Below are 20,710 nucleotides of genomic sequence, written 5' to 3'. Positions count from 1 at the left end.
TTTCTTTAGAACCAAAAGAAAGGATGTTTTTAATATTGTAATTTTTCTTGGAGACATTTCAAATTTTTACTTGTAATACATTTTTTAACTAATTTTGGTTAAGTTAGTTAAAAAGGCATTATTTTTAAGAAGCATATTGACATATAAATATCCCTCATTTTTAAAATAGAAATTTCTAAAAACTATATATAGGTTCTTTTTGAAAGGAAGGGTATTATCAATTGAAACCACATGAAAAAGTACCTGTTCACTCTATAAAATCTTTGCAGGAATTAATGCAATTACTAAAAAAATCTAAAGATTTTATAACGTTGGAGATCGCTTCAAACAAATCCTCTATAGTCATTTCATATTTTAGAACCTTAATCGATGTAAATATATTTCATGAAGAGGTTTTAACTTATATAAAAGAGAAGAGCTTCGATTCATTACAAGATATTCGGTCTGTCTTACCCTTTGAAAATTCAAAAATAACAAATCAAATGGAAGATATTCAGGATAGTATTTTAAACGGCTATATACTTATTCAGTTCGATACAGATAAATTAAATGGCTTGTTAATCAATGTGGCAAAGAAAGAAAAAAGAGATATTACAAAAGCTGAAATTGAATACAATATCGTGGGTCCACAAATCGCGTTTGTTGAAGATTTAGATGTAAACTTAAATTTAGTACGTAGAAAGCTTCCAACACCTTATTTACAAATGAAGGAATTGAAAGTAGGCTCTCTATCTAACACAACCGTTGCGATTGTATATATTGAGGGAATTGTAAATGATCAAAATCTACAAGAAATTATAAAAAGGGTGAGTCTAATAAAAACAGACCACGTTTTGGATAGCACGTATTTGATGCAGTTAATTGCAGACAACCCGAATTCTATATTTCCTCAATTTTTGAATACAGAACGACCAGACCGTGTAGCAGCTGTATTGGCAGAAGGGAAAATTGCACTTTTTGTAGATGGCTCACCTTATGCAATCACTCTTCCAACAACATTAATTGACTTTTTTTCTACGACAGAAGATTACACCATGCCTTGGATTATTGCCTCTTTTTTTCGTCTATTAAGGCTTTTTGCTTTTATGTTTTCTGTCTTAACGACTCCATTATATGTTGCAATCTTAACATATCATTACGAGCTTATTCCAAAAGAACTTCTTGAAACGTTAATCATATCGAGAAGTAAAGTACCTTTTCCTCCATTAATTGAAGCGCTTTTTTTAGAAATAACGATTGAATTACTGAGAGAAGCGGGGGCACGTTTACCAACTAAAGTGGGTCTAACTGTCGGTATAGTAGGTGGTATTGTAATTGGACAGGCATCTGTAGAGGCAAGTCTTACAAGTAATGTACTTATTATTATTGTTGCACTTTCAGCTCTTAGCTCATTTACAGCACCAATATATCGAATTGGTAATACAATTCGAGTAATTCGTTTTCCTTTTATAATATCTGCACACCTGTTGGGTTTATTAGGAATTGTTTTAACAAGCTCTTTGCTTTTAGCACGTTTATTACGTACAGAATCATTAAGACGTCCTTATTTGTTTCCTTTTTATCCTACACGCCCTACAGATTGGAAAGACAGCATTATCCGTTTGCCGATCTCAGCGATGTTTCGACGTCCTATTTTTTCAAGATCTAAACAGCGTTTTCGTTTTAATCCAGAAGAGGTAGAGAAAAATAAAATTAAATCACGAAATGATTTTGATGATTGAAATTAACAGGGAGGAGCATTATGAAACAGATCCCAATTGAGTATCAAGTCTCTCCATATATGGTGTTTTTTTTAATTATTACTATACAGATGGGGGTTGGTATGCTTGGTTTTGAAAGGATTAGTGCAAAATTAGTTGGAAATGATGCGTGGATTAGCACGCTGCTTTTTGGAATATCTGTTAATCTTATGATTTGGATCATATATCAGATTTTAAATCAGGGTAATGGAGATATCATTGCAATCAATCAAGACGTACTTGGAAAATGGATTGGTGGATTGTTCAACTTCATTTTTTTATCTTATATTGTATTGTTAGGTGCAACAACACTACATACCTATATCGAAGTAGTACATGTTTGGATGTTTCCTTCCATTTCATCTTGGATTATAGCAGGGGCTTTTTTGGGTCTATGTTATTACATTGTGACTGGAGGATTTCGTGTAGTTGCTGGAATCGGCTTCTTTGGAATCGTTATCCCAAGCATTCTAATCTTCACATTTTTTTATCCTTTGCAGTATGCAGATTTCCAAAATTTATTTCCAATTGCACAGCATTCATTCCTAGAAATTATGAAAGGAATGAAAGGAAATATGTTTAGTTTTTTTGGATTTGAAATGTTATTGTTATACTACCCATTTATTAAAAAGGCAAGAACGTCTCAAAAATATGCGCACTATGCAAATTTAGTAACGACTATTGTCTACACATACCTTATGATTTTAACTCTTGCGTTTTTTAGTGAAAAACAACTAGCGAGCGCGATATGGGCATATTTAAGCATGATTAAAATTATACAATTTCCCTTTATAGAGCGGTTTGAATACATTATTGTTTCTGTTTGGGCTTTTTTTATATTACCCAATGTTTCCTTTACATTATGGGGAGTAAGTCGTGGTATAAAAGAGGCACTGGGAATAAAGCAAAAATATGTTTTGCCAGTTATCATCCTGTTCATCTTTGTTTTATCATTTTTCTTGAATAACCGTAATAAAATTAACTTATTAAATACTTGGACAGGTCAAATTGGCTTTGTATATATATATGTATACCTACCTATATTATGGCTAATTCAAACCGCCAAAATAAAGTTAAGGAGATAAACATGAAGCGATGGATACTTTTCCTTATAGTAAGTGTCTTCTTAATAGGTTGTGCTAAAACGAAAATTGTGGATGACATTGACTTAGTTCAAGTTGCGGCATATGATACCGAAGCAAAAGGTAAGCTAAAAGGAACCTTTGCGATTTCAGCTTATAAAGGAGGCGGGGAAGGTGAAACGAAAATCTATTCAGCATCAGGCCAGACTGGTAGAGAAGTTCTTGCAAGAGCATCCGAAAAATCTTCTGGACCTCTAGAGTTGGGGCAATTGCGTGTTATTATATTTAATGAAAAAATAATTGATAAGGGAATGCAGGAAATTTTAGAGACTTTGAACCGAAATCCTAGTGTAGGAAATGCAATTTATTTAGCAATTACAAATGTAAAAGGGGAATCACTATTAAAGGGGAATTATTCTGAAGAAAAAGAAATTGCTTCCTATCTATCCTCTTTACTGGAGCAAAATATGGATAATGGAACGCAGCCAAAAACAAATTTTTTTATGTTTTTAAACCAACTTAATGATGATGCGAGAGATTCATATTTACCGATAATATCTAAAAAAGGTAATGTGTTGGAGTTAGATGGAATAGCACTTTTTAAAAGATGTAAAATGGTTGATAAAGTAAACCCTAAAGATTTATTTGTATTTAAATTGTTGACAGATAATTTTAAACAAGGTACATACCAATTCAAACTACCTGGTTCCTCAAATACTTACGCCACGATAGAGAATATAAAAGCTAGAACAAAATATAAGATGGAGGGGAATAGTAAGCATCCATTCGTAAATGCTCATATTCAAGTTAAAGCTGAAATTCAAGAATTTACAAAAACAAAAAATCTAGATAATCCTAAAGAAATAAAAAAATTAGAAAAAATTATGGAAAAAGAAATAGAAAAAAAAGCAACTACATTGATAAAGAGATTTATTAAAAAAGACACAGATCCTATAGGACTTAGAAAGCTTGGTAGAACTCACGTAAGAAAATGGAACAGTCAAGAATGGGAAGAATCCTATAAACATTTACGTTTTCGTGTAACAGCTGATGTAAAAGTAACCCAATCTGGTGTTACAGAATAAATCAAATAAGATATGGAAAATTTTAATAAAAAAATATAGTCTCGCAGGAGATTAGGGAGAAGAGAAACGATTAACAAAGAATTTCATAAACATTAAGATGCTTTGTTAATCGTTTTTATACCTGTAGCTTTATCACTTATAGTAATCATAATTATAATAAAAGAACACCGAAATAAATTCCCGATACCACATAATTATAAGAGGACAATAAAACATCAAGATATAATGTATGCTTTATCTGGAAAAAAGAATTTAAGTACTTAAAGGTTAAACACTTAACTTTAAAATAGTAAATTCGTTGCTTGTAGCACTTCAATTAGACTGTGTCCCCGAAAGTTAGAAAGGTCAGTTTATTAAATAGCCTCTAGGGAATGAGCCTAGTACAATACTGGATTCATTTCCTTTTATTTTTCCTTGATTCTTTCATGATTATAGTACTTTATATACTTTGCTAATTCTTGTTTAAATTCTGTTATACTTTCAAATTCTTTCGATACAGAAATAGACATACAAAAACGCCATTCTTTCTTATAAATCTACAGAAAGAATGGCGTATTCTTCAAAAGTGAGTTCCTTTATTGAAAAGTTTTAGTTCTATATGACAGATAAAAGGGCAAGCAACGCTAAAATAGCGAGAAATCCTTGTTTTATGATAATTGATTTATTGGATGTGAAACCTCCGAAAATAGCTGCTACCACTATACAAATGATGAAAAATAATTGAATCATATAACCAATGGGATTGTTTCCAAGTATAAGTCCCCGAATGAGGCCAGCTGTTAAGAATTCATTATATAAACCGTTTGCAAATTAATTGTCTAAGTATTTCTAAGTTTAAAGAGTACAGTGTCTTCGTTTTTTATTGAATCAACTTTTACATGTTGGTTCAATATTTTCTATTCTCTTGGAACTTAGTTCTCGTTTACTTCTCACAAAAGCAATAAAATCTATTATCTCTTCTGTTGACAGTGCTTCTCCATCTATTAAAAGTGTTGGATCTGGATCGTTTAGGAGTCTTGTAATATCAATTACATCTTTGTTTTGATGTGAATGTTCAATTCGGCCTAATATATAATCTACAGATGTATCAAATAAATCGGCTATTTTTGATAAAGATTGTAATGAAGGTAATCTATAACCATTTTCATACCCGGCATAGGTGCTTTTCGCAATCCCAAGTCGATCTGCTGTCTCTTGTAAGGACCATTTTTGATTTTTTCTTAATTTAGATAAACGTTCCAGCATTCGTCTCATACCCCATCTAATTTTATTAAATTAATTATAACATAGAAAAAGAATCAAGAATAGAAAAAAAGTACGCGTATTGAATACAAAATCTTGATTAATTCAAATTAAGTTCTATAATGATAAATATAAATACGCATTACGCGAACGCTATATCGTTGTTTATTTTATGGAGGGGTTGTGTATGAAGAAAATTTTATTACTTGCAACTGGTGGGACAATTGCATCTGTGGAGGGGAATGAGGGGCTTGTTCCAGGATTGTCCGCTGAGGAATTATTGAATTATTTTTCGAAGTCTTCTCGAAACTTAGAAATAGATTGCAAAATCTTAATGAATATTGATAGTACCAATATGCAACCTGAGCACTGGAAAGAAATAGCTAATGCTGTTTTTAATCACTATGATGACTATGACGGGTTTGTGATTACACATGGAACGGATACGTTAGCTTATACATCTTCTGCGTTATCTTATATGCTGCAAGGTTTAAGAAAACCAGTTGTTTTAACAGGTTCACAAGTACCTATTAGTTTTAAAAAGACAGACGCAAAGAAAAATGTAGCTGATGCTCTTAGGTTTGCCTGTGAGGATGTTGGCGGTGTGTTTATTGTTTTTGATAGTAGGGTGATTATTGGGACGAGAGCAGTTAAAATGCGAACAAAAAGTTATGATGCATTTGAAAGTGTGAATTATCCATATGTTGCTGAGGTAAATGAAGATGAGGTGAAATATCATTGGAAGCCAACTTCCTCACATAGTGAACTTTCAATAAATACTAATTTATGTACGGATGTTTTTCTTATGAAATTGTATCCAGGTACAAAGCCTGAGGTATTTGATTGTTTAAAAGATTTGTATAAAGGGATTATTATTGAAAGTTTTGGAAACGGTGGATTACCTTTTGAAGGAAGGAACTTGCTTTCGAAAATTCAAGAGTTGACTGAAATGGGGATTGCTGTAGTGATTACTACTCAATGCCTGGAAGAAGGAGAAGACATACTTCTCTATGAAGTAGGACGGAAAGTGGCGCAACATCAAGTAATATTGTCTGGAGATATGAATACGGAAGCCATCATAGCAAAATTGATGTGGGCGCTTGGGAAAACTAATAAATTAGAAGAGATTAAAAAAATTATTGAAGAGCCTTTAGCCTACGATTTAACAATAAAATCTGATAAGGATTGGTAATGACTTCATATGATTTATTTAGGTTTTACATTTAATATGGGGGAGAAATTAAAATGGCAATGACAAACAAGAACGTGCGAGTGGAGAATGATTTTTTGGGAGGAAAGGAATTACCTATTGAGGCATATTACGGAATTCAGACTTTACGCGCTGTTGAAAATTTCCCGATTACAGGGTATAAAATTCATGAAAGTTTAATTAGAGCGTTCGCAATTGTAAAAAAAGCAGCAGCGCTTGCGAATACAGATGTAGGAAGATTGGAATTAAACAAGGGCGGTGCGATCGCAGAAGCTGCTCAAGAAATTCTTGATGGAAAATGGCATGATCATTTCATCGTAGATCCAATCCAAGGCGGAGCGGGTACTTCAATGAACATGAATGCAAATGAAGTCATTGCCAATCGTGCTCTTGAATTATTAGGGATGGAAAAGGGAGACTATCATTATATTAGTCCAAATAGTCATGTAAACATGGCGCAATCAACAAACGATGCATTCCCAACAGCGATTCATATCGCTACATTAAACGCATTAGAAGGTTTATTACAAACGATGGGTTATATGCACGATGTATTTGAATTAAAAGCAGAACAGTTCGATCATGTGATTAAAATGGGTCGTACACATTTACAAGACGCTGTGCCAATTCGCCTTGGACAAGAATTTAAGGCGTACTCTCGTGTACTTGAACGTGATATGAAACGAATTCAGCAATCACGTCAACACTTATATGAAGTGAACATGGGAGCAACTGCAGTTGGTACAGGCTTAAATGCAGATCCAGAATACATTGAAGCAGTTGTAAAACATTTAGCTGCAATTAGTGAACTACCACTAGTTGGTGCAGAAGACTTAGTAGATGCAACGCAAAATACAGATGCATACACAGAAGTATCTGCAGCACTGAAAGTATGTATGATGAATATGTCTAAAATTGCGAATGACCTTCGCTTAATGGCATCAGGTCCACGTGTTGGTTTAGCAGAGATTATGTTACCAGCTCGTCAACCAGGTTCATCTATTATGCCAGGGAAAGTAAACCCTGTTATGCCAGAAGTTATTAATCAAATTGCGTTCCAAGTAATAGGTAATGATCATACAATTTGCCTTGCTTCAGAAGCAGGACAATTAGAATTAAACGTGATGGAACCAGTACTTGTTTTCAACTTACTGCAATCGATTAGCATTATGAATAACGGTTTCCGTGCCTTTACAGATAATTGCTTAAAAGGAATTGAAGCGTATGAAGATCGCTTAAAAGAGTATGTTGAGAAAAGTGTAGGAATTATTACAGCCGTGAACCCTCATATCGGTTATGAAGCAGCAGCTCGCGTTGCGAAAGAAGCAATTGCAACAGGCCAATCCGTTCGAGAACTTTGTGTGAAAAATGGTGTATTGTCACAAGAAGACTTAGAGTTAATTCTAGATCCATTCGAAATGACACATCCAGGGATTGCAGGAGCAACTCTTTTAAAGAAAAATTAAAAGAAGAGGGGGGACAAGTCCCTCCTCTTTGTTTACAATATAGGGATTTTATATGTGAATAGAGGTAGGGAGATTATAAGTAAGTAACAGTGGCGTTTAATAGTTCATAGAAACAAAATTAAGAGGAGCAGCAATATAATCAACATCACTTTTAAGTTAGTTAACATTGTTATCGTGTCCGCTATTTGGTTACTTAATACTTTAATTCATGTTTTTACTAATTATTTATTACCTCAAAATGCAAAGTTTTTGAAAATAACTATTTTAGATGTGAGATGAAAATAGGGGATAGATACTTAGCATTTAATAAAAAAAGATAAGATTACGAAATGTAATCTTATCTTTTCATTAAGAATAATGAATTGTAGCTTTAAGGCTTCAGAATGACTTTTATACAGTCGTCTTCACGATTATTAAAAATCTGATAACCATAACTCGCTTCTTCAAGGGGAATTTTGTGTGTAATAATCTCTTTTGGATCAAATTCTTTATTTGTTATTTTTTCAAATAGTTCCGGCATAAAATGAATGACAGGTGCTTGTCCCATTTTAAGATTAATATTTCTAACCCAAAATGCACCGAGTGGAAAGGCGTTATAATTGCCACCATAAACGCCGGTCATTTGAACCGTTCCATATTTTCTTACGGCTTTCGTAGCGATTTGAATAGGACCGAGAGTTCCACCTTGTAATTTTAATTTTTGTTCCAGAAATTCTAGAGGCGATTTTTTTCCATCCATCCCCACACAATCAATAACTACATCAGCACCGCCACGTGTAATTTCCTTTAAATGTTCTCCCATATCGGGGAATTTTGTAAACTCAAATACCTCAACATTGTTAATCTTTTTTGCATAATTCATCCGATAATCTAAGTAATCCACTGCAATTACACGTTTAGCACCTTGCATCCAAGCGAATTTTTGTGTCATTAATCCAACAGGTCCACAACCAAGGACGATAACAGTATCACCTGGCTTAACGCCTGCGTTTATTACACTCCAATAGGCTGTTGGTAAAACATCTGATAGAAATAGTAGGGATTCATCTTCAAGTTCGCATGATTCCGGTATAACAAATGGAGTGAAATTTCCAAAAGGAACTTTTAAATATTCTGCTTGTCCGCCCGGATGATTACCAAATTTCTCTGTATAACCAAAGTATCCACCAGAATCGTAATGAGGGTTTGAGTTATCACATTGACTTTCCATTTCATGTTGGCAATAGAAACAATGTCCACAAGAAACGTTGAATGGGATGACAACACGATCGCCTTTTTTCACTTTAGTGACATCTGGCCCGACTTCTTCAACGATTCCCATTGGTTCATGGCCGATAATGTATCCTTGAGGTAAGGGCATGTTGCCTTGATATAGATGTAAATCAGAACCGCAAATAGCGGTTGAAGTAATTTTTACAATAATATCATCTTTTTTCTCTAATTTTGCATCATCCACTTGTTTAACCTGTACTTGGTTTGGTCCTTGATAGGTTACAGCTTTCATCTCATATCTCCTTTTGGATTATGTCTCAAAACATAATTTTATTTAATCTCTTGGTGAAATAGAAATCTTTCTTTTGTTTACTGAAGGGAATTAGAAAGTATACATAGTGTTGTTATGAAAGTATGTTATATCAGTTATTCTTTCTTATATGTTTTGCCCTACTTTAAGAAAAAAATCAATTTTTATTCATAATCTAATTTCCATAAAAAGGATAATTATTATTTCATAATTTGTAGCATATTAAAAACATCGGAGGTGAAACAATATGGGAAAAAATAATAGTGGAAGTCGTAATGAAGTATTAGTTCGAGGCGCTGAACAAGCTCTTGATCAAATGAAATATGAAATTGCACAAGAGTTTGGTGTACAACTTGGTGCAGATACAACAGCTCGTTCAAACGGATCTGTTGGTGGTGAAATTACAAAACGTTTAGTAGCAATGGCAGAACAACAACTTGGTGGTAGAGCTAACCGCTAAGTAAATTGGCTTAAAATATAGCAAATATGTAAATCAATTTCTTTTGTGTATTCATAAAAATAAAAAACCTTATATTAAACAGATTCTCACTCAAAGATTATTGATAATCTTCTTTCATAATCTTTGAGTATTTAATTTGTAAACTACTTTCCTAAACAATAAACACGCAGTGTTGGAAAGGTGTTTTCCATGCATAGTAGAAAATCTTTTGCAGGAAAAAGCATACTTAAAAATTTGATTTCAATATTGAAATCAATATTTATTATGATATTTTCGAAAGGTAGGAATTTAAAAATGGGTATATTAAGTGGAAATCCTCAAAATGAACCTTTACATTACGGAGAAGTATTTGACATTTGGAGTTATCTTCTTGCTGCACAGGGTGCAATTGCAAGCCATCAAGTGTTTATGAATCACACAGGTGATGAAGATTTGAAGAAGTTTTTAGAAGGCTTAATTGAAAATGATATGAATTCGGAAATAGAAGAATTAAAAGCTCTTTTAAAGATTAATGGGGTCGCTTTACCGCCTGCTCCTCCAGAACGACCAGTTGCATCTATTGAAGACATTCCTCCGGGAGCGCGTATTAATGATGTTGAAATTGCTGCAGCTGTTTCTACAGGATTAGCAGCTGGACTTGTGACATGTAGTCAAGTAATGGGAAAATGCCTTCGAGAAGATGTAGGTATGTTATTCGGACAATTTCATATGAAAAAAGCGCAGGCAGGTGTAACTCTGCTACGTTTAAGTAAGAAAAAGGGATGGGTAGTTCCACCTCCATTACATGTAAGAAATTCTGACCAAGCGTAATAAACAAAAATAAAAAAGTGGCGTTGGCCACTTTTTTATTTTTTAGGTGTATCCTCAAGCTTGGACTTATTTATTGTGGAAGAATCCATATATTCATCTGATATCTCCATAGCGTATTTATCATGGGGAATATGATTATGTTCTCTTAATTTATTGTCATTACGCAGTACTAACTTCTGCATATAAATATGGAAGAAAACTTCTATTCCGCCAATAATTAAAGCAGCTAAAAATGAAGAAAATCCAATATTACGAGTAGCATCTAAATTAGTAAACAAGGATGTTAGTAACCAAGTTCCGAAAAAGCTTAAGCCGAAATCTGCCATTGTAGCAATCGCATTTCCGTATTTAGGTAAAATGAAGAGATCTCCGATTAAATAGGCAGTTCCCGTAAGGAAAAGAGAAATTAATAATACTTTAGGAATTGAAATGCCTTGAAAGATACTGAGCATGATTAGCAATACTGCAGTTATCGCTGTGTACTTAATTAATAAGGCAACAATATGTTTCATTATTTTCCTCCATTGTTTAAATGTATATGGAATACAATATTTCATTAAAAACGGATTATGCTTTTATATAGCGTAACCCGTTTTAATCACCCTTTAATGGTAAGAGGTACAACCTGGGTAAGAAGCAGGCTTATACTATGGATAGTATTTGCGGAATATCGAGCTTTATTCACAAAGGATAGTTCCATTCTTATAATAGAGAGGTTGCCTAAGTACAGTTTTTTTCATATTAAACTTAATATTTTTTGGTGTTTTGATTTTGTATCATATTCTGATTCGTTAATATAAAAATAAACAAAGTATTCCCGCGTTTAATGCATCTTTTTATCTATATATTTTCCGTAATCAGGTACAGCAATTTTATCAAATTCTTGAACGAGTGTTTTGAGGCTTGTTGATAGCAATTCACCCGACATCGGTATTCCATGTCCAGTAACAGCGGTTAGAGGCTTTAACTTCTCTAGCTTAAGAACTGACTCTTTAGCGGCTTTCCAGTCTGTTGTTAAATAACGAGGCGGACCGCTTATTTCCTGTTCTTGAGTTATGACTTTATATAGATACTCCTGTTTCACTGTAACAAAAGCGTCCCCAGCAATTAAAGTTCGGTCTTTTTCTCGGAATAATGAAATATGCCCTGGAGTATGTCCTGGTGTATGAATCCATCTAAACTCTGGCATATGGGGAACACTTCCATCGGTAGGTAGCGCTTTTACGTTATTTCCTAAGTCAATTGGTTCGTTTGGGAACAGAGGAGACATTTTCGCTACCATACCACCTTCAACTGTAGGGTCTGGTTCTGGATAGCTTTGTTGTCCAGTCAGGAACGGTAGCTCCATTTGATGTGCATAGACGGGAACATCCCAATACTTGATGAGTTCAATTATTCCCCCAACATGATCAAAATGGCCGTGAGTTAAAATAATTACTTTTGGGCGACTATTGGTACCAAATCGATCCTCAGCGATAGAGATAATTTCATTTGCACATTTAGGCATTCCAGCATCAACTAAAACAAAATCATTGGTCTTAGGATTTCCAACAAAGCATATATTGACGATTTGAATCGTGTAACAAAATAAATCAGGCAATACTTCGATGCCGTGACCACTTTCAATTGAAGTTGCTGGAATAAACTTGTAATCACTTCCATAATTCATTTCATTGTCCAATTTTTCTCCCCCTTAATATATTTTAATACGACATTATAGTTCCCTAATCTTGAAAATTCATTTTGGCGAATTTGAGAAAAGAATTAATGCGGGATTAAAAAACAATAATTTAGTCCTAGAATTAAGAGGGATTCATATCAATTTATATAAAGTGCAAACAAAAAATATTGCTTTTAAAGTCACAGATTCTACTATTCTTGAGGCGAATTTATGGCTTAATAAAAGATTTATAAAGATATTACAATATGGATTTATATAAAAAAGACATAACAAAGTTCGATAGAAATCCATTATGTCTAATGATTGCTTTTCATAATAAAAGAATGTTTAAGTTTGGTGATGTAATTGAAGTGAATTAGAGGGGAAATAGAAGTGATGATCTCTTCCTAACTTAATTATATCATGTAATTTACGTTCGAAATAGACTGTTTCTTCTCATTTACTACTGTTACAATCAAGAACACATGAATAGTAAGGAGAGGTGCCAAATGAGTTCTTTCGTTCTCGATTTTCAGGAAATAGAAAAAACGCAGCTTTTTCTCGTTGGTGGAAAAGGATTGAATTTAGGGGAGTTATCCAATATTCAAGGGATACAAGTGCCAGAAGGGTTTTGTGTTACAACGGTAGGGTATGAACAGGCCATCGGAAAAAATGGAGCGTTTCAAACTTTATTGAATCAATTAGCAATGCTAAAAATTGAGGAACGAGATCGAATTGGTGAAATTAGTAAGCAGATTAGAGAAGTCATTATGGCGGTGGAAATTCCAGTTGATGTAGTGGAATCAGTAGCTCATTATCTCTCGCACTTTGGCGATGAACATGCATATGCAGTGCGTTCGAGTGCTACTGCTGAAGATTTACCGTATGCCTCGTTTGCTGGTCAACAAGATACGTATTTAAATGTTATTGGAAAAGAAAACATTTTGCAGCATATTAAAAAATGCTGGGCTTCTTTGTTTACAGATCGGGCGGTTATATACCGAATGCAAAACGGTTTTGATCATAATCAAGTTTCTATATGTGTTGTCATTCAAAAAATGGTTTTCCCTGAGGCTTCAGGGATTTTATTTACTGCGGATCCGATTACTTCGAATAGGAAGGTGTTGTCAATCGATGCCAGCTTTGGACTTGGCGAGGCGCTAGTATCTGGATTGGTTTCTGCCGATAATTATAAGGTAAAAGAAGACGAAATCGTCGAAAAGGTCATCGCAACGAAAAAATTAGCCATCTATGGACGAAAAGAAGGCGGAACAGAGAGAAAGAAAATTGCTCCTAATCAGCAAAAATTTCAAACACTTACTGAACAACAGATTTTACAACTAGCACGCATCGGAAGACAAATCGAAGCTTATTTTGGTTGTCCGCAAGATATTGAATGGTGCTTAGTTGATGATACAATTTATATAGTCCAAAGCAGACCGATTACGACTTTATATCCAATTCCAGAAGTAAATGATGGGGAAAATCACGTGTATATATCAGTTGGTCACCAACAAATGATGACCGATGCGATGAAACCATTAGGTTTATCTTTTTTCCTGTTAACGACTAGTGCACCTATGTGTAAAGCCGGAGGAAGACTATTTGTTGATGCTACGCAAAGACTAGCTTCACCTGCTAGCAGAGATTACTTAATAAACACTTTAGGTAAATCGGATCCGCTCATACGAGATGCATTAACGACTGTAATTGAGCGAGAGAATTTTATTAAATTGTTATCGGATGATGAAAAAGAAAAGGATCTTAGTAAAAATGTGCCACCTGCAAGTTCGCAACAACAACCTGAAAACGATCCGGAAATCGTTACGAATTTAATAAAGAATAGTGAATTATCAATAGAAGAATTAAAACGAAACATGCAAACGAAATCAGGGGTGGATGTACTTGATTTTATTTTAGAAGACATTCAGCAATTAAAGAAAGTATTATTTAACTCGCAAAGTATAGCTATCATTATGGCAGGTATGAATGCTTCATCATGGATTAATGAAAAGATGGAGCAGTGGCTAGGAGAAAAAAATGCAGCAGATGTACTTTCACAATCTGTACAACATAATATTACGTCAGAAATGGGGCTAGCGTTATTGGATGTGGCAGATGTGATTCGGCCGTATCCGGAAGTCATTGCGTATTTACAGCATGTAGAAGATGACAGCTTTTTAGATGAATTAATTCAGTTTAAAGGCGGGGAAAAAGTTCGGGATGCAATCGATGCTTTTCTAAATAAATATGGAATGAGATGCAGTGGAGAAATCGACATTACGAAAACGCGCTGGAGTGAACAGCCAGCTACAATTATACCGATGATTTTAAATCATATAAGAGACTTTGAATATGGTGCTAGTAAGCGGAAGTTTGAAGAAGGGCTGCAGGAAGCTTTGAAAAAAGAAAAAGAGTTGTTAGAGCGATTGCAGCACTTGCCGGATGGGGAACAAAAAGTAGAAGAGACGAAGAGAATGATTTGTAACCTCCGCAATTTCATCGGTTATCGTGAATATCCGAAATACGGCATGATTCATCGTTATTTCATATATAAGCAGGCATTACTGAAAGAAGCAGAGAAACTTGTGCAAAATAATGTTCTGAATGAAATAGAAGATATATACTATCTAACTTTTGAAGAACTTCACGAAGTCGTTCGCACAAATAAACTAGATTACAAGATTATTCATAAACAAAAAAATGCGTACAAATTATATGAAAAACTAACACCTCCGCGTGTTATCACGTCTGATGGAGAAATCATTACAGGTAAGTACAAACGCGAAAATCTCCCGGCTGAAGCAATTGTAGGTTTGCCTGTTTCTTCTGGAGTGGTTGAGGGGAGAGCACGCGTTATTTTAAACATGGAAGACGCGAATTTGGAAGATGGAGATATATTAGTTACGGCATTTACCGATCCTGGGTGGACACCTTTGTTTGTTTCTATAAAAGGGTTAGTCACTGAAGTCGGCGGGCTTATGACGCACGGAGCAGTGATTGCACGTGAGTATGGCCTGCCAGCAGTTGTTGGAGTAGAGAATGCTACGAAACTAATAAAAGACGGGCAACGAATTCGGGTACATGGAACAGAAGGATATATTGAAGTGTTGTAGTTGTATTTTAGATAAATAAAGAAATCGTCCACTAAATATAGTGGACGATTTCTTTATGATTTTAATAGTTTTATCAACTTTCATCAATATTTTCTGAAATATTGATGAATCAGAATGTATGTTCATCTAAAACAAAGGATTTTTTCAAAAATATTACAAATTCAGACAATGCATTGATAATTTTCTGAATTTTCCGTAATATATAAACGTTGTATCGTATTTAATATTGGGGAGGAATAGGGATGAAGAAAAAACCTTTTAAAGTGCTGTCTACGCTTGCGGCGGCAGCTGTGCTTAGTTGCACATTTGGGTATGGGGGTCAATCTGTTTATGCGGCAACGCCGTCTAATGGAGGAACTTTAAGTCCGATTGATGAAAATTTAATTCAAGAGGAGCGTTTAGCAGATGCGCTCAAGAAACGCGGTGTAATTAATGAATCTACGTCGAAAGAAGACACATTAAAAGCTGTTGAAAAATACGTAGAGAAGAAAAAAGGAGAAAATGCGGGAAAAGAACCAGCAGCGGGGGATAGTGTTACGAGAGAAGCGGCTGACTTTTTGAAAAAAGTTAAAGATGCAAAAGCAGATGAGAAAGAAAAAGCAGATCAACCTGCTAGTGGTCCAGTAGCGGGACAAGAGCCGGTTAAAGGGGGATTAAACGGCCAAGTACCAACTACTTCAGCGAAGCAAAAACAATATAACGGTGATGTTCGTAAAGATAAAGTTCTCGTATTGCTAGTAGAGTTTGCGGACTTTAAGCATAACAATATTGATCAAGTACCAGGTTATATGTATTCAAATGATTTTAATCCAGAACATTATCAAAAAATGTTATTTGGTAATGAGCCATTTACACTCTTTGATGGTTCAAAAGTACCAACATTTAAACAATATTATGAAGAGCAATCTGGTGGTAGTTATACAGTAGATGGCACAGTAACAAAGTGGTTGACAGTTCCTGGTAATGCGGCAGATTATGGCGCAGATGCAGGAGATGGCGGTCATGATAATATGGGACCAAAAGGACCTCGTGATTTTGTAAAAGAGGCATTAAATGCGGCTGTAGAAAGTGGTATTGATTTATCTGAATTTGACGAATACGATCAATATGACAATAATGGTGATGGCAATAAAAATGAACCAGATGGTCTGATTGATCACTTAATGGTCATTCACGCTGGAGTTGGGCAAGATGGGGGCGGTGGTAGACTAGGTGATGATGCAATTTGGTCACATCGTTGGCACCTTGGAACACCATATCCAATTGAAGGAACAAAAGCAAAAGTTGATAACTGGGGCGGTAAGATGGCAGCATACGACTACACAATTGAGCCAGAAGACGGAGCGGTTGGTGTATTCGCACATGAATTTGGTCATGATTTAGGTCTTCCAGATGAGTATGATACGAAGTACACAGGAGCAGGTGAGCCAATTAACTCCTGGTCTGTTATGAGTGGCGGTAGCTGGGCTGGTAAAATTGCAGGAACAACGCCACCGAGTTTCTCTCCGCAAAACAAAGAGTTCTTTCAAAAGAACATAGGTGGAAACTGGGCCAATATTGTAGAGGTTGACTATAATAAATTAAATCGTGGTATTGGCTATGCGACGTATTTAGATCAAAGTGTAACGAAATCAAATCGTCCTGGTCTGATTCGTGTTAACTTACCAGATAAAGAGGTGAAAGGTATTCAGCCTGCATTCGGTAAGAAGTACTACTATAGTACAAAAGGTGATAACCTTCATACAACATTAGAAACGCCAGTGTTTGATTTAACAAATGCAACAAATGCGAGGTTTGATTATAAATCAATGTATGAAATTGAAACGGATTATGACTTCCTTGAAGTACATGCAGTGAAAGAAGATGGTACGAAAACGTTAGTGGATCGAATTGGTGAAAAAAATGTGAAAAATGGTCTAGACACAACAGATGGTAAATGGGTAGATAAGTCTTATGACTTAAGCAAATTCAAAGGTCAAAAAGTAAAATTAGTATTCGAATACATTACAGATGGTGGTTTAGCGCCGACTGGTTTTACTTTTGATAATGCTACATTAACTGTAGATGGACATGTTGTGTTCTCTGATGATGCAGAAGGCGAAACGAAATTTAAATTAAATGGTTTTGTTGTAGCAGACGGTTTTGATAAGAAGAAGCATAACTACTATTTAGAGTGGAGAAACTATGCTGGTGCTGATCAAGCGTTAAAATATAGCAGTGGTGTACCATATAATACAGGTCTGCTAGTATGGTATGCAGACTCTAGCTTTACAGATAATTGGGTTGGTTTACATCCAGGTGAAGGTTTCTTAGGAGTTGTTGACTCTCACCCAGAGGCAATTGTTGGAACACTAAATGGCAAACCAACTGTTAAAAATAGTACACGATTCCAAATCGCAGATGCTGCGTTCTCCCTTAACCAAACGCCAGCATGGAAAGTGGTATCTCCAACACGTGGAACATATGATTACAAAGGATTACCAGGTGTAACGAAGTTTGATGACTCTAAATTGTATATAAATGATTTAATCCCAGATGCAGGACGTAAATTACCGAAATTTGGATTGAAATTTGAAGTAGTTGGACAAGCAGATGATAATTCTGCAGGTGCAGTTCGTTTATATCGTTAATAATGTAGAAGCTGTTGAAGGGGAGTCCTTTCAACAGCTTTTTTTACAGAAACATAAATTTCAAGTTATTAATAAAATAATAGAAATTACTAAGCAAGCGGGCTTATTTCTTTAAGCCAGCAGCATAAAAAGGTCCATGAACTGCGATTGTTGATAAAAAGCGAGCAATCTCCTCAGGTGTTTCTTTTTGTCCATTATTTAACCATTGTTGGATGACACCTATATGTGCAGATGCCATATAAGAAGTTAAATATTCGCTTGGAACAAGTAAATTCTCCTTATTAATGAGAGGACCATTCGTATCTTCAAATAATGTTTTCCACATAAAGTCTTTCAGTTTTGTTTGGAAAGATAAATCTCCTTTCGGACTTAGTACAGCTCTCATAAAATCACTATTTTCATTTAGAAATTCAAGAATAGAAGTGATAAGTATAAATGGCATTGTTGGAGAAGGATTTGATCCAAGGTCAGCAATAACTTCCGGGAATTTCTGTTTAGCAATGCTAGAAAACTCGTACATAATGTCTTCTTGGCATTTTGTCATTAAATCAAATTTATCTTGATAGTGCGCATAGAAAGTACCGCGATTAATGTTTGCTTTCGTTGTAATATCTTTCACTGTAATGGCGTCAAAACCTTTTTCTTCAATTAGCTCCACCAATGCATTTCGTATGGCAGTTTTCGTACGAACAACACGCAAATCTAAATTATTATCGCGCAAAGCATATCCCTCCTTAATTTTACTCAACACATTTGGAAAATGTGTCTTATAACCAACACATTCACGATTTTTGATTATTGTATAAGGTTCAACTCGAACATATAATTCAAAATATAAATAAACAACACGTTGTTGGTTATTATAGATCAAATTAAGGGAGGAGAAAAGAAAATGTTTAAAAATAAACTTTTATTTTTATCACCAGTTATTGCACTACTTGTTGTTTTTATTTTTTCATTAACGCTATTTCCAACTGTTCAACCGCAGCCGAAAAACTTGCCAATTGCAATTGTAAATGAGGATCAAGGTGTAGAAATTCCAAATCAACCGAAAATGAATATGGGGCAAACGATCGTTGATAACATGAAAAAAACAGCGAAATCAGAGGAAGAACCCGCAGTGGAGTGGGTAGAAGTAAAAAATAAAGAAGCCGTTCAAAAGGGATTAAACAATAAAGAGTATTACGCGGCATTAGTCATCCCGAAAGAATTTAGCGCAAAACAAGCGTCGTTACGAACACCACAGCCATCTTCACCTGAGATAGAAATATATATTAATCAAGGAATGAATACGGCTGCATCAACTATGGCAGAGCAAATATTACAGGCGATTGTTGATAATATGAACAATACTGTTCGTACACAAATATTAGAAGGGTTGAAAGCAAAAGGAGCTACTGTAACAACAGATCAAGCTGAGAAATTAGTAACACCTATTGTAAAGAACGTGAAAAATGTGAATGAGGTCGGCAAAAATAGTGCGAACGGTAACTCACCAATATCATTATTCCAGCCGTTATGGATTGCAAGTTTAGCTAGTGCAGCGATTATTTTTATTGCGATTAGTAAAATGCCAGTAAGCTCAAGAAAAGAAAACTTTCTGTTAAAAGTAAAACAAATCGTAACAGGAGCTATTGCGACACTTGTAATTGGGTTTGGTCTTACATGGATTGCAGATGGGATGGTAGGGTTAAATATTTCGAACTTCACGGATACAGCTCTATTCTTATCCATTACTTCTTTTAGTTTCTTCTTAATGATATCTGCAGTACTATCATTAGTTGGGCTAAAAGGAATCGGTTTATTCGCTTTATTACTATTCTTCGGGGCACCGTTATTATTATTAGCACCTGAGATGTTGTCTCCGTTTTATCAAGACTGGGTTTACTCATGGTTACCAATGAAATTTATGATTGAAGGCCTAAGAGAAATCTTCTTCTTCGGAAAAGGGTTAAGCTGGAATACACCTGTTACTGTACTCGTTTGGATTGGTATAGTAAGTATGGTTACTATATTAGCAACTGCACTCAAACGTAGTGTAGTAAAAGGGCATAAAACAGAATTGAACGCTTAAAAACAAGCCGTTTCACTAATTAGTGAAACGGCTTGTTTGTGATTTTTTCTCAATGTAAATGCCTGATTGTTGAAAAGTGTAGTGTTTAGAATTAAGGCGAAATCTTTAAAGATCGCGTACGTTCCAAACAATCTCACCACGTTCATCATCCCACGTACTGTGATGCCGCTTAAATCCTATCTTTTCTAGTACCCGGAGGGAAGCGATATTCCAAGCACCTACAGTCGACCAAAGTCTTTGGCGCCCAGTAGCAATCGCCGCGTCCAGTACAACAGATGCGGCCTCAGTCGCATAACCTTTACCATGAGCGCTGCGGAACAACTCGTATGCAATCTCCGGCTCTTCAAGTGTGGAACGACCGATAATTAAGCCACAGTACCCAATGAAATCGCCTTCGTCTCTCCTTCGAATAGTGAGAAGGGAAATACCATTTTCATCTGCCTTCTTGCGCATCTCAATAAGCCGGTTACGAACGGAATCAACGGCTGGAATGTCCACGCCACGTTCGCCAATTAATTTGCTCAGCCAAACGGAATCGGATTCCTCCCACATACTAAGCTCAAGTCTTTCGGTTTTCAGCTGGAAGGCCATAGTTTTAAATAAAGATGGCATAG

The 20,710-nt window shown here is 35.2% G+C and carries 16 protein-coding genes and 2 pseudogenes; 10 read left to right on the top strand and 8 right to left on the bottom strand.

The genetic code is table 11. The features are described from left to right. Window positions 1–221 precede the first annotated feature (221 nt). From MR112_RS17845 to MR112_RS17835, 3 genes are read left to right on the top strand one after another with little or no spacing between them, the layout of a single operon-like run. On the top strand, window positions 222–1,721 hold the full coding sequence (locus tag MR112_RS17845) for a spore germination protein (RefSeq protein ID WP_000802295.1): 1,500 nt from the start codon (window positions 222–224) through the stop codon (window positions 1,719–1,721). A gap of 20 nt (window positions 1,722–1,741) precedes the next feature. After that, window positions 1,742–2,824 (top strand): GerAB/ArcD/ProY family transporter, encoded by a 1,083-nt coding sequence (locus MR112_RS17840; protein WP_000809697.1) that lies wholly within the window; start codon window positions 1,742–1,744, stop codon window positions 2,822–2,824. Window positions 2,825–2,826: 2 nt separating this feature from the next. After that, window positions 2,827–3,906, top strand: a complete 1,080-nt coding sequence (locus tag MR112_RS17835; protein ID WP_000832874.1) for a Ger(x)C family spore germination protein — start codon at window positions 2,827–2,829, stop codon at window positions 3,904–3,906. A gap of 404 nt (window positions 3,907–4,310) precedes the next feature. On the opposite strand, the pseudogene MR112_RS17830 reads toward MR112_RS17835, so the two are convergent. The 3 genes and pseudogenes from MR112_RS17830 to ansR form a co-directional block, all read right to left on the bottom strand. Continuing rightward, window positions 4,311–4,397 (bottom strand): annotated as a pseudogene (locus MR112_RS17830) (IS3 family transposase); the annotation flags it as partial. 103 nt (window positions 4,398–4,500) lie between these two features. Beyond that, window positions 4,501–4,716 (bottom strand): annotated as a pseudogene (locus MR112_RS17825) (DUF1304 domain-containing protein); the annotation flags it as partial. A gap of 57 nt (window positions 4,717–4,773) precedes the next feature. Continuing rightward, the gene (gene ansR, locus MR112_RS17820) at window positions 4,774–5,151 is read right to left on the bottom strand and encodes an HTH-type transcriptional regulator AnsR (RefSeq protein ID WP_000893569.1); all 378 of its coding nucleotides are present in this window, start codon (window positions 5,149–5,151) and stop codon (window positions 4,774–4,776) included. Between the two features lie 184 nt (window positions 5,152–5,335). Between ansR and ansA the strand changes: the two genes are divergently transcribed. Further along, window positions 5,336–6,340 carry an asparaginase gene (gene ansA, locus MR112_RS17815; protein ID WP_000722302.1) on the top strand — a complete coding sequence of 335 codons (1,005 nt, stop codon included), beginning with the start codon at window positions 5,336–5,338 and terminating at the stop codon, window positions 6,338–6,340. 53 nt (window positions 6,341–6,393) lie between these two features. Then, window positions 6,394–7,824 carry an aspartate ammonia-lyase gene (aspA, locus tag MR112_RS17810; RefSeq protein WP_242245176.1) on the top strand — a complete coding sequence of 477 codons (1,431 nt, stop codon included), beginning with the start codon at window positions 6,394–6,396 and terminating at the stop codon, window positions 7,822–7,824. A 370-nt stretch (window positions 7,825–8,194) separates the two neighbouring features. On the opposite strand, the gene MR112_RS17805 is transcribed toward aspA, so the two are convergent. Further along, the gene (locus MR112_RS17805; RefSeq protein WP_000649086.1) at window positions 8,195–9,328 is read right to left on the bottom strand and encodes a zinc-dependent alcohol dehydrogenase; all 1,134 of its coding nucleotides are present in this window, start codon (window positions 9,326–9,328) and stop codon (window positions 8,195–8,197) included. Window positions 9,329–9,593: 265 nt separating this feature from the next. Between MR112_RS17805 and sasP the strand changes: the two genes are divergently transcribed. Beyond that, window positions 9,594–9,806 (top strand): small acid-soluble spore protein, SasP family, encoded by a 213-nt coding sequence (gene sasP / locus MR112_RS17800; protein ID WP_000517671.1) that lies wholly within the window; start codon window positions 9,594–9,596, stop codon window positions 9,804–9,806. Window positions 9,807–10,100: 294 nt separating this feature from the next. Continuing rightward, window positions 10,101–10,616 carry a DUF3231 family protein gene (locus MR112_RS17795; RefSeq protein WP_001986359.1) on the top strand — a complete coding sequence of 172 codons (516 nt, stop codon included), beginning with the start codon at window positions 10,101–10,103 and terminating at the stop codon, window positions 10,614–10,616. A 35-nt stretch (window positions 10,617–10,651) separates the two neighbouring features. Here the strand turns inward: MR112_RS17795 and MR112_RS17790 are convergent, their stop codons facing one another. Both MR112_RS17790 and MR112_RS17785 read right to left on the bottom strand, forming a co-directional pair. Further along, window positions 10,652–11,128 (bottom strand): YndM family protein, encoded by a 477-nt coding sequence (locus MR112_RS17790; protein ID WP_000680665.1) that lies wholly within the window; start codon window positions 11,126–11,128, stop codon window positions 10,652–10,654. A gap of 311 nt (window positions 11,129–11,439) precedes the next feature. Further along, window positions 11,440–12,297, bottom strand: coding sequence for an MBL fold metallo-hydrolase (locus tag MR112_RS17785; RefSeq protein WP_063245350.1), 858 nt, complete (start codon window positions 12,295–12,297; stop codon window positions 11,440–11,442). Window positions 12,298–12,785: 488 nt separating this feature from the next. On the opposite strand from MR112_RS17785, the gene ppsA reads away from it, so the two are divergent. Both ppsA and MR112_RS17775 read left to right on the top strand, forming a co-directional pair. Then, window positions 12,786–15,392, top strand: coding sequence for a phosphoenolpyruvate synthase (gene ppsA, locus MR112_RS17780; RefSeq protein WP_000094181.1), 2,607 nt, complete (start codon window positions 12,786–12,788; stop codon window positions 15,390–15,392). A 242-nt stretch (window positions 15,393–15,634) separates the two neighbouring features. Then, on the top strand, window positions 15,635–18,022 hold the full coding sequence (locus MR112_RS17775; RefSeq protein WP_000728990.1) for an immune inhibitor A domain-containing protein: 2,388 nt from the start codon (window positions 15,635–15,637) through the stop codon (window positions 18,020–18,022). A 103-nt stretch (window positions 18,023–18,125) separates the two neighbouring features. Here the strand turns inward: MR112_RS17775 and MR112_RS17770 are convergent, their stop codons facing one another. After that, window positions 18,126–18,743 carry a TetR/AcrR family transcriptional regulator gene (locus tag MR112_RS17770; RefSeq protein ID WP_001205505.1) on the bottom strand — a complete coding sequence of 206 codons (618 nt, stop codon included), beginning with the start codon at window positions 18,741–18,743 and terminating at the stop codon, window positions 18,126–18,128. Between the two features lie 171 nt (window positions 18,744–18,914). On the opposite strand from MR112_RS17770, the gene MR112_RS17765 reads away from it, so the two are divergent. Next, window positions 18,915–20,096 (top strand): YhgE/Pip domain-containing protein, encoded by a 1,182-nt coding sequence (locus tag MR112_RS17765; protein WP_000475839.1) that lies wholly within the window; start codon window positions 18,915–18,917, stop codon window positions 20,094–20,096. Window positions 20,097–20,201: 105 nt separating this feature from the next. Here the strand turns inward: MR112_RS17765 and MR112_RS17760 are convergent, their stop codons facing one another. Then, window positions 20,202–20,708, bottom strand: a complete 507-nt coding sequence (locus tag MR112_RS17760) for a GNAT family N-acetyltransferase (protein ID WP_001139523.1) — start codon at window positions 20,706–20,708, stop codon at window positions 20,202–20,204. Between the last annotated feature and the right edge of the window lie 2 nt (window positions 20,709–20,710).

The organism is Bacillus cereus group sp. BfR-BA-01330 (assembly GCF_022663885.1).
GTDB classification, from domain to species: Bacteria; Bacillota; Bacilli; order Bacillales; family Bacillaceae_G; genus Bacillus_A; species Bacillus_A cereus.
Note: the sequence above shows the minus strand (reverse complement) of the source record. Positions and strands in the feature narration are given on the sequence as shown.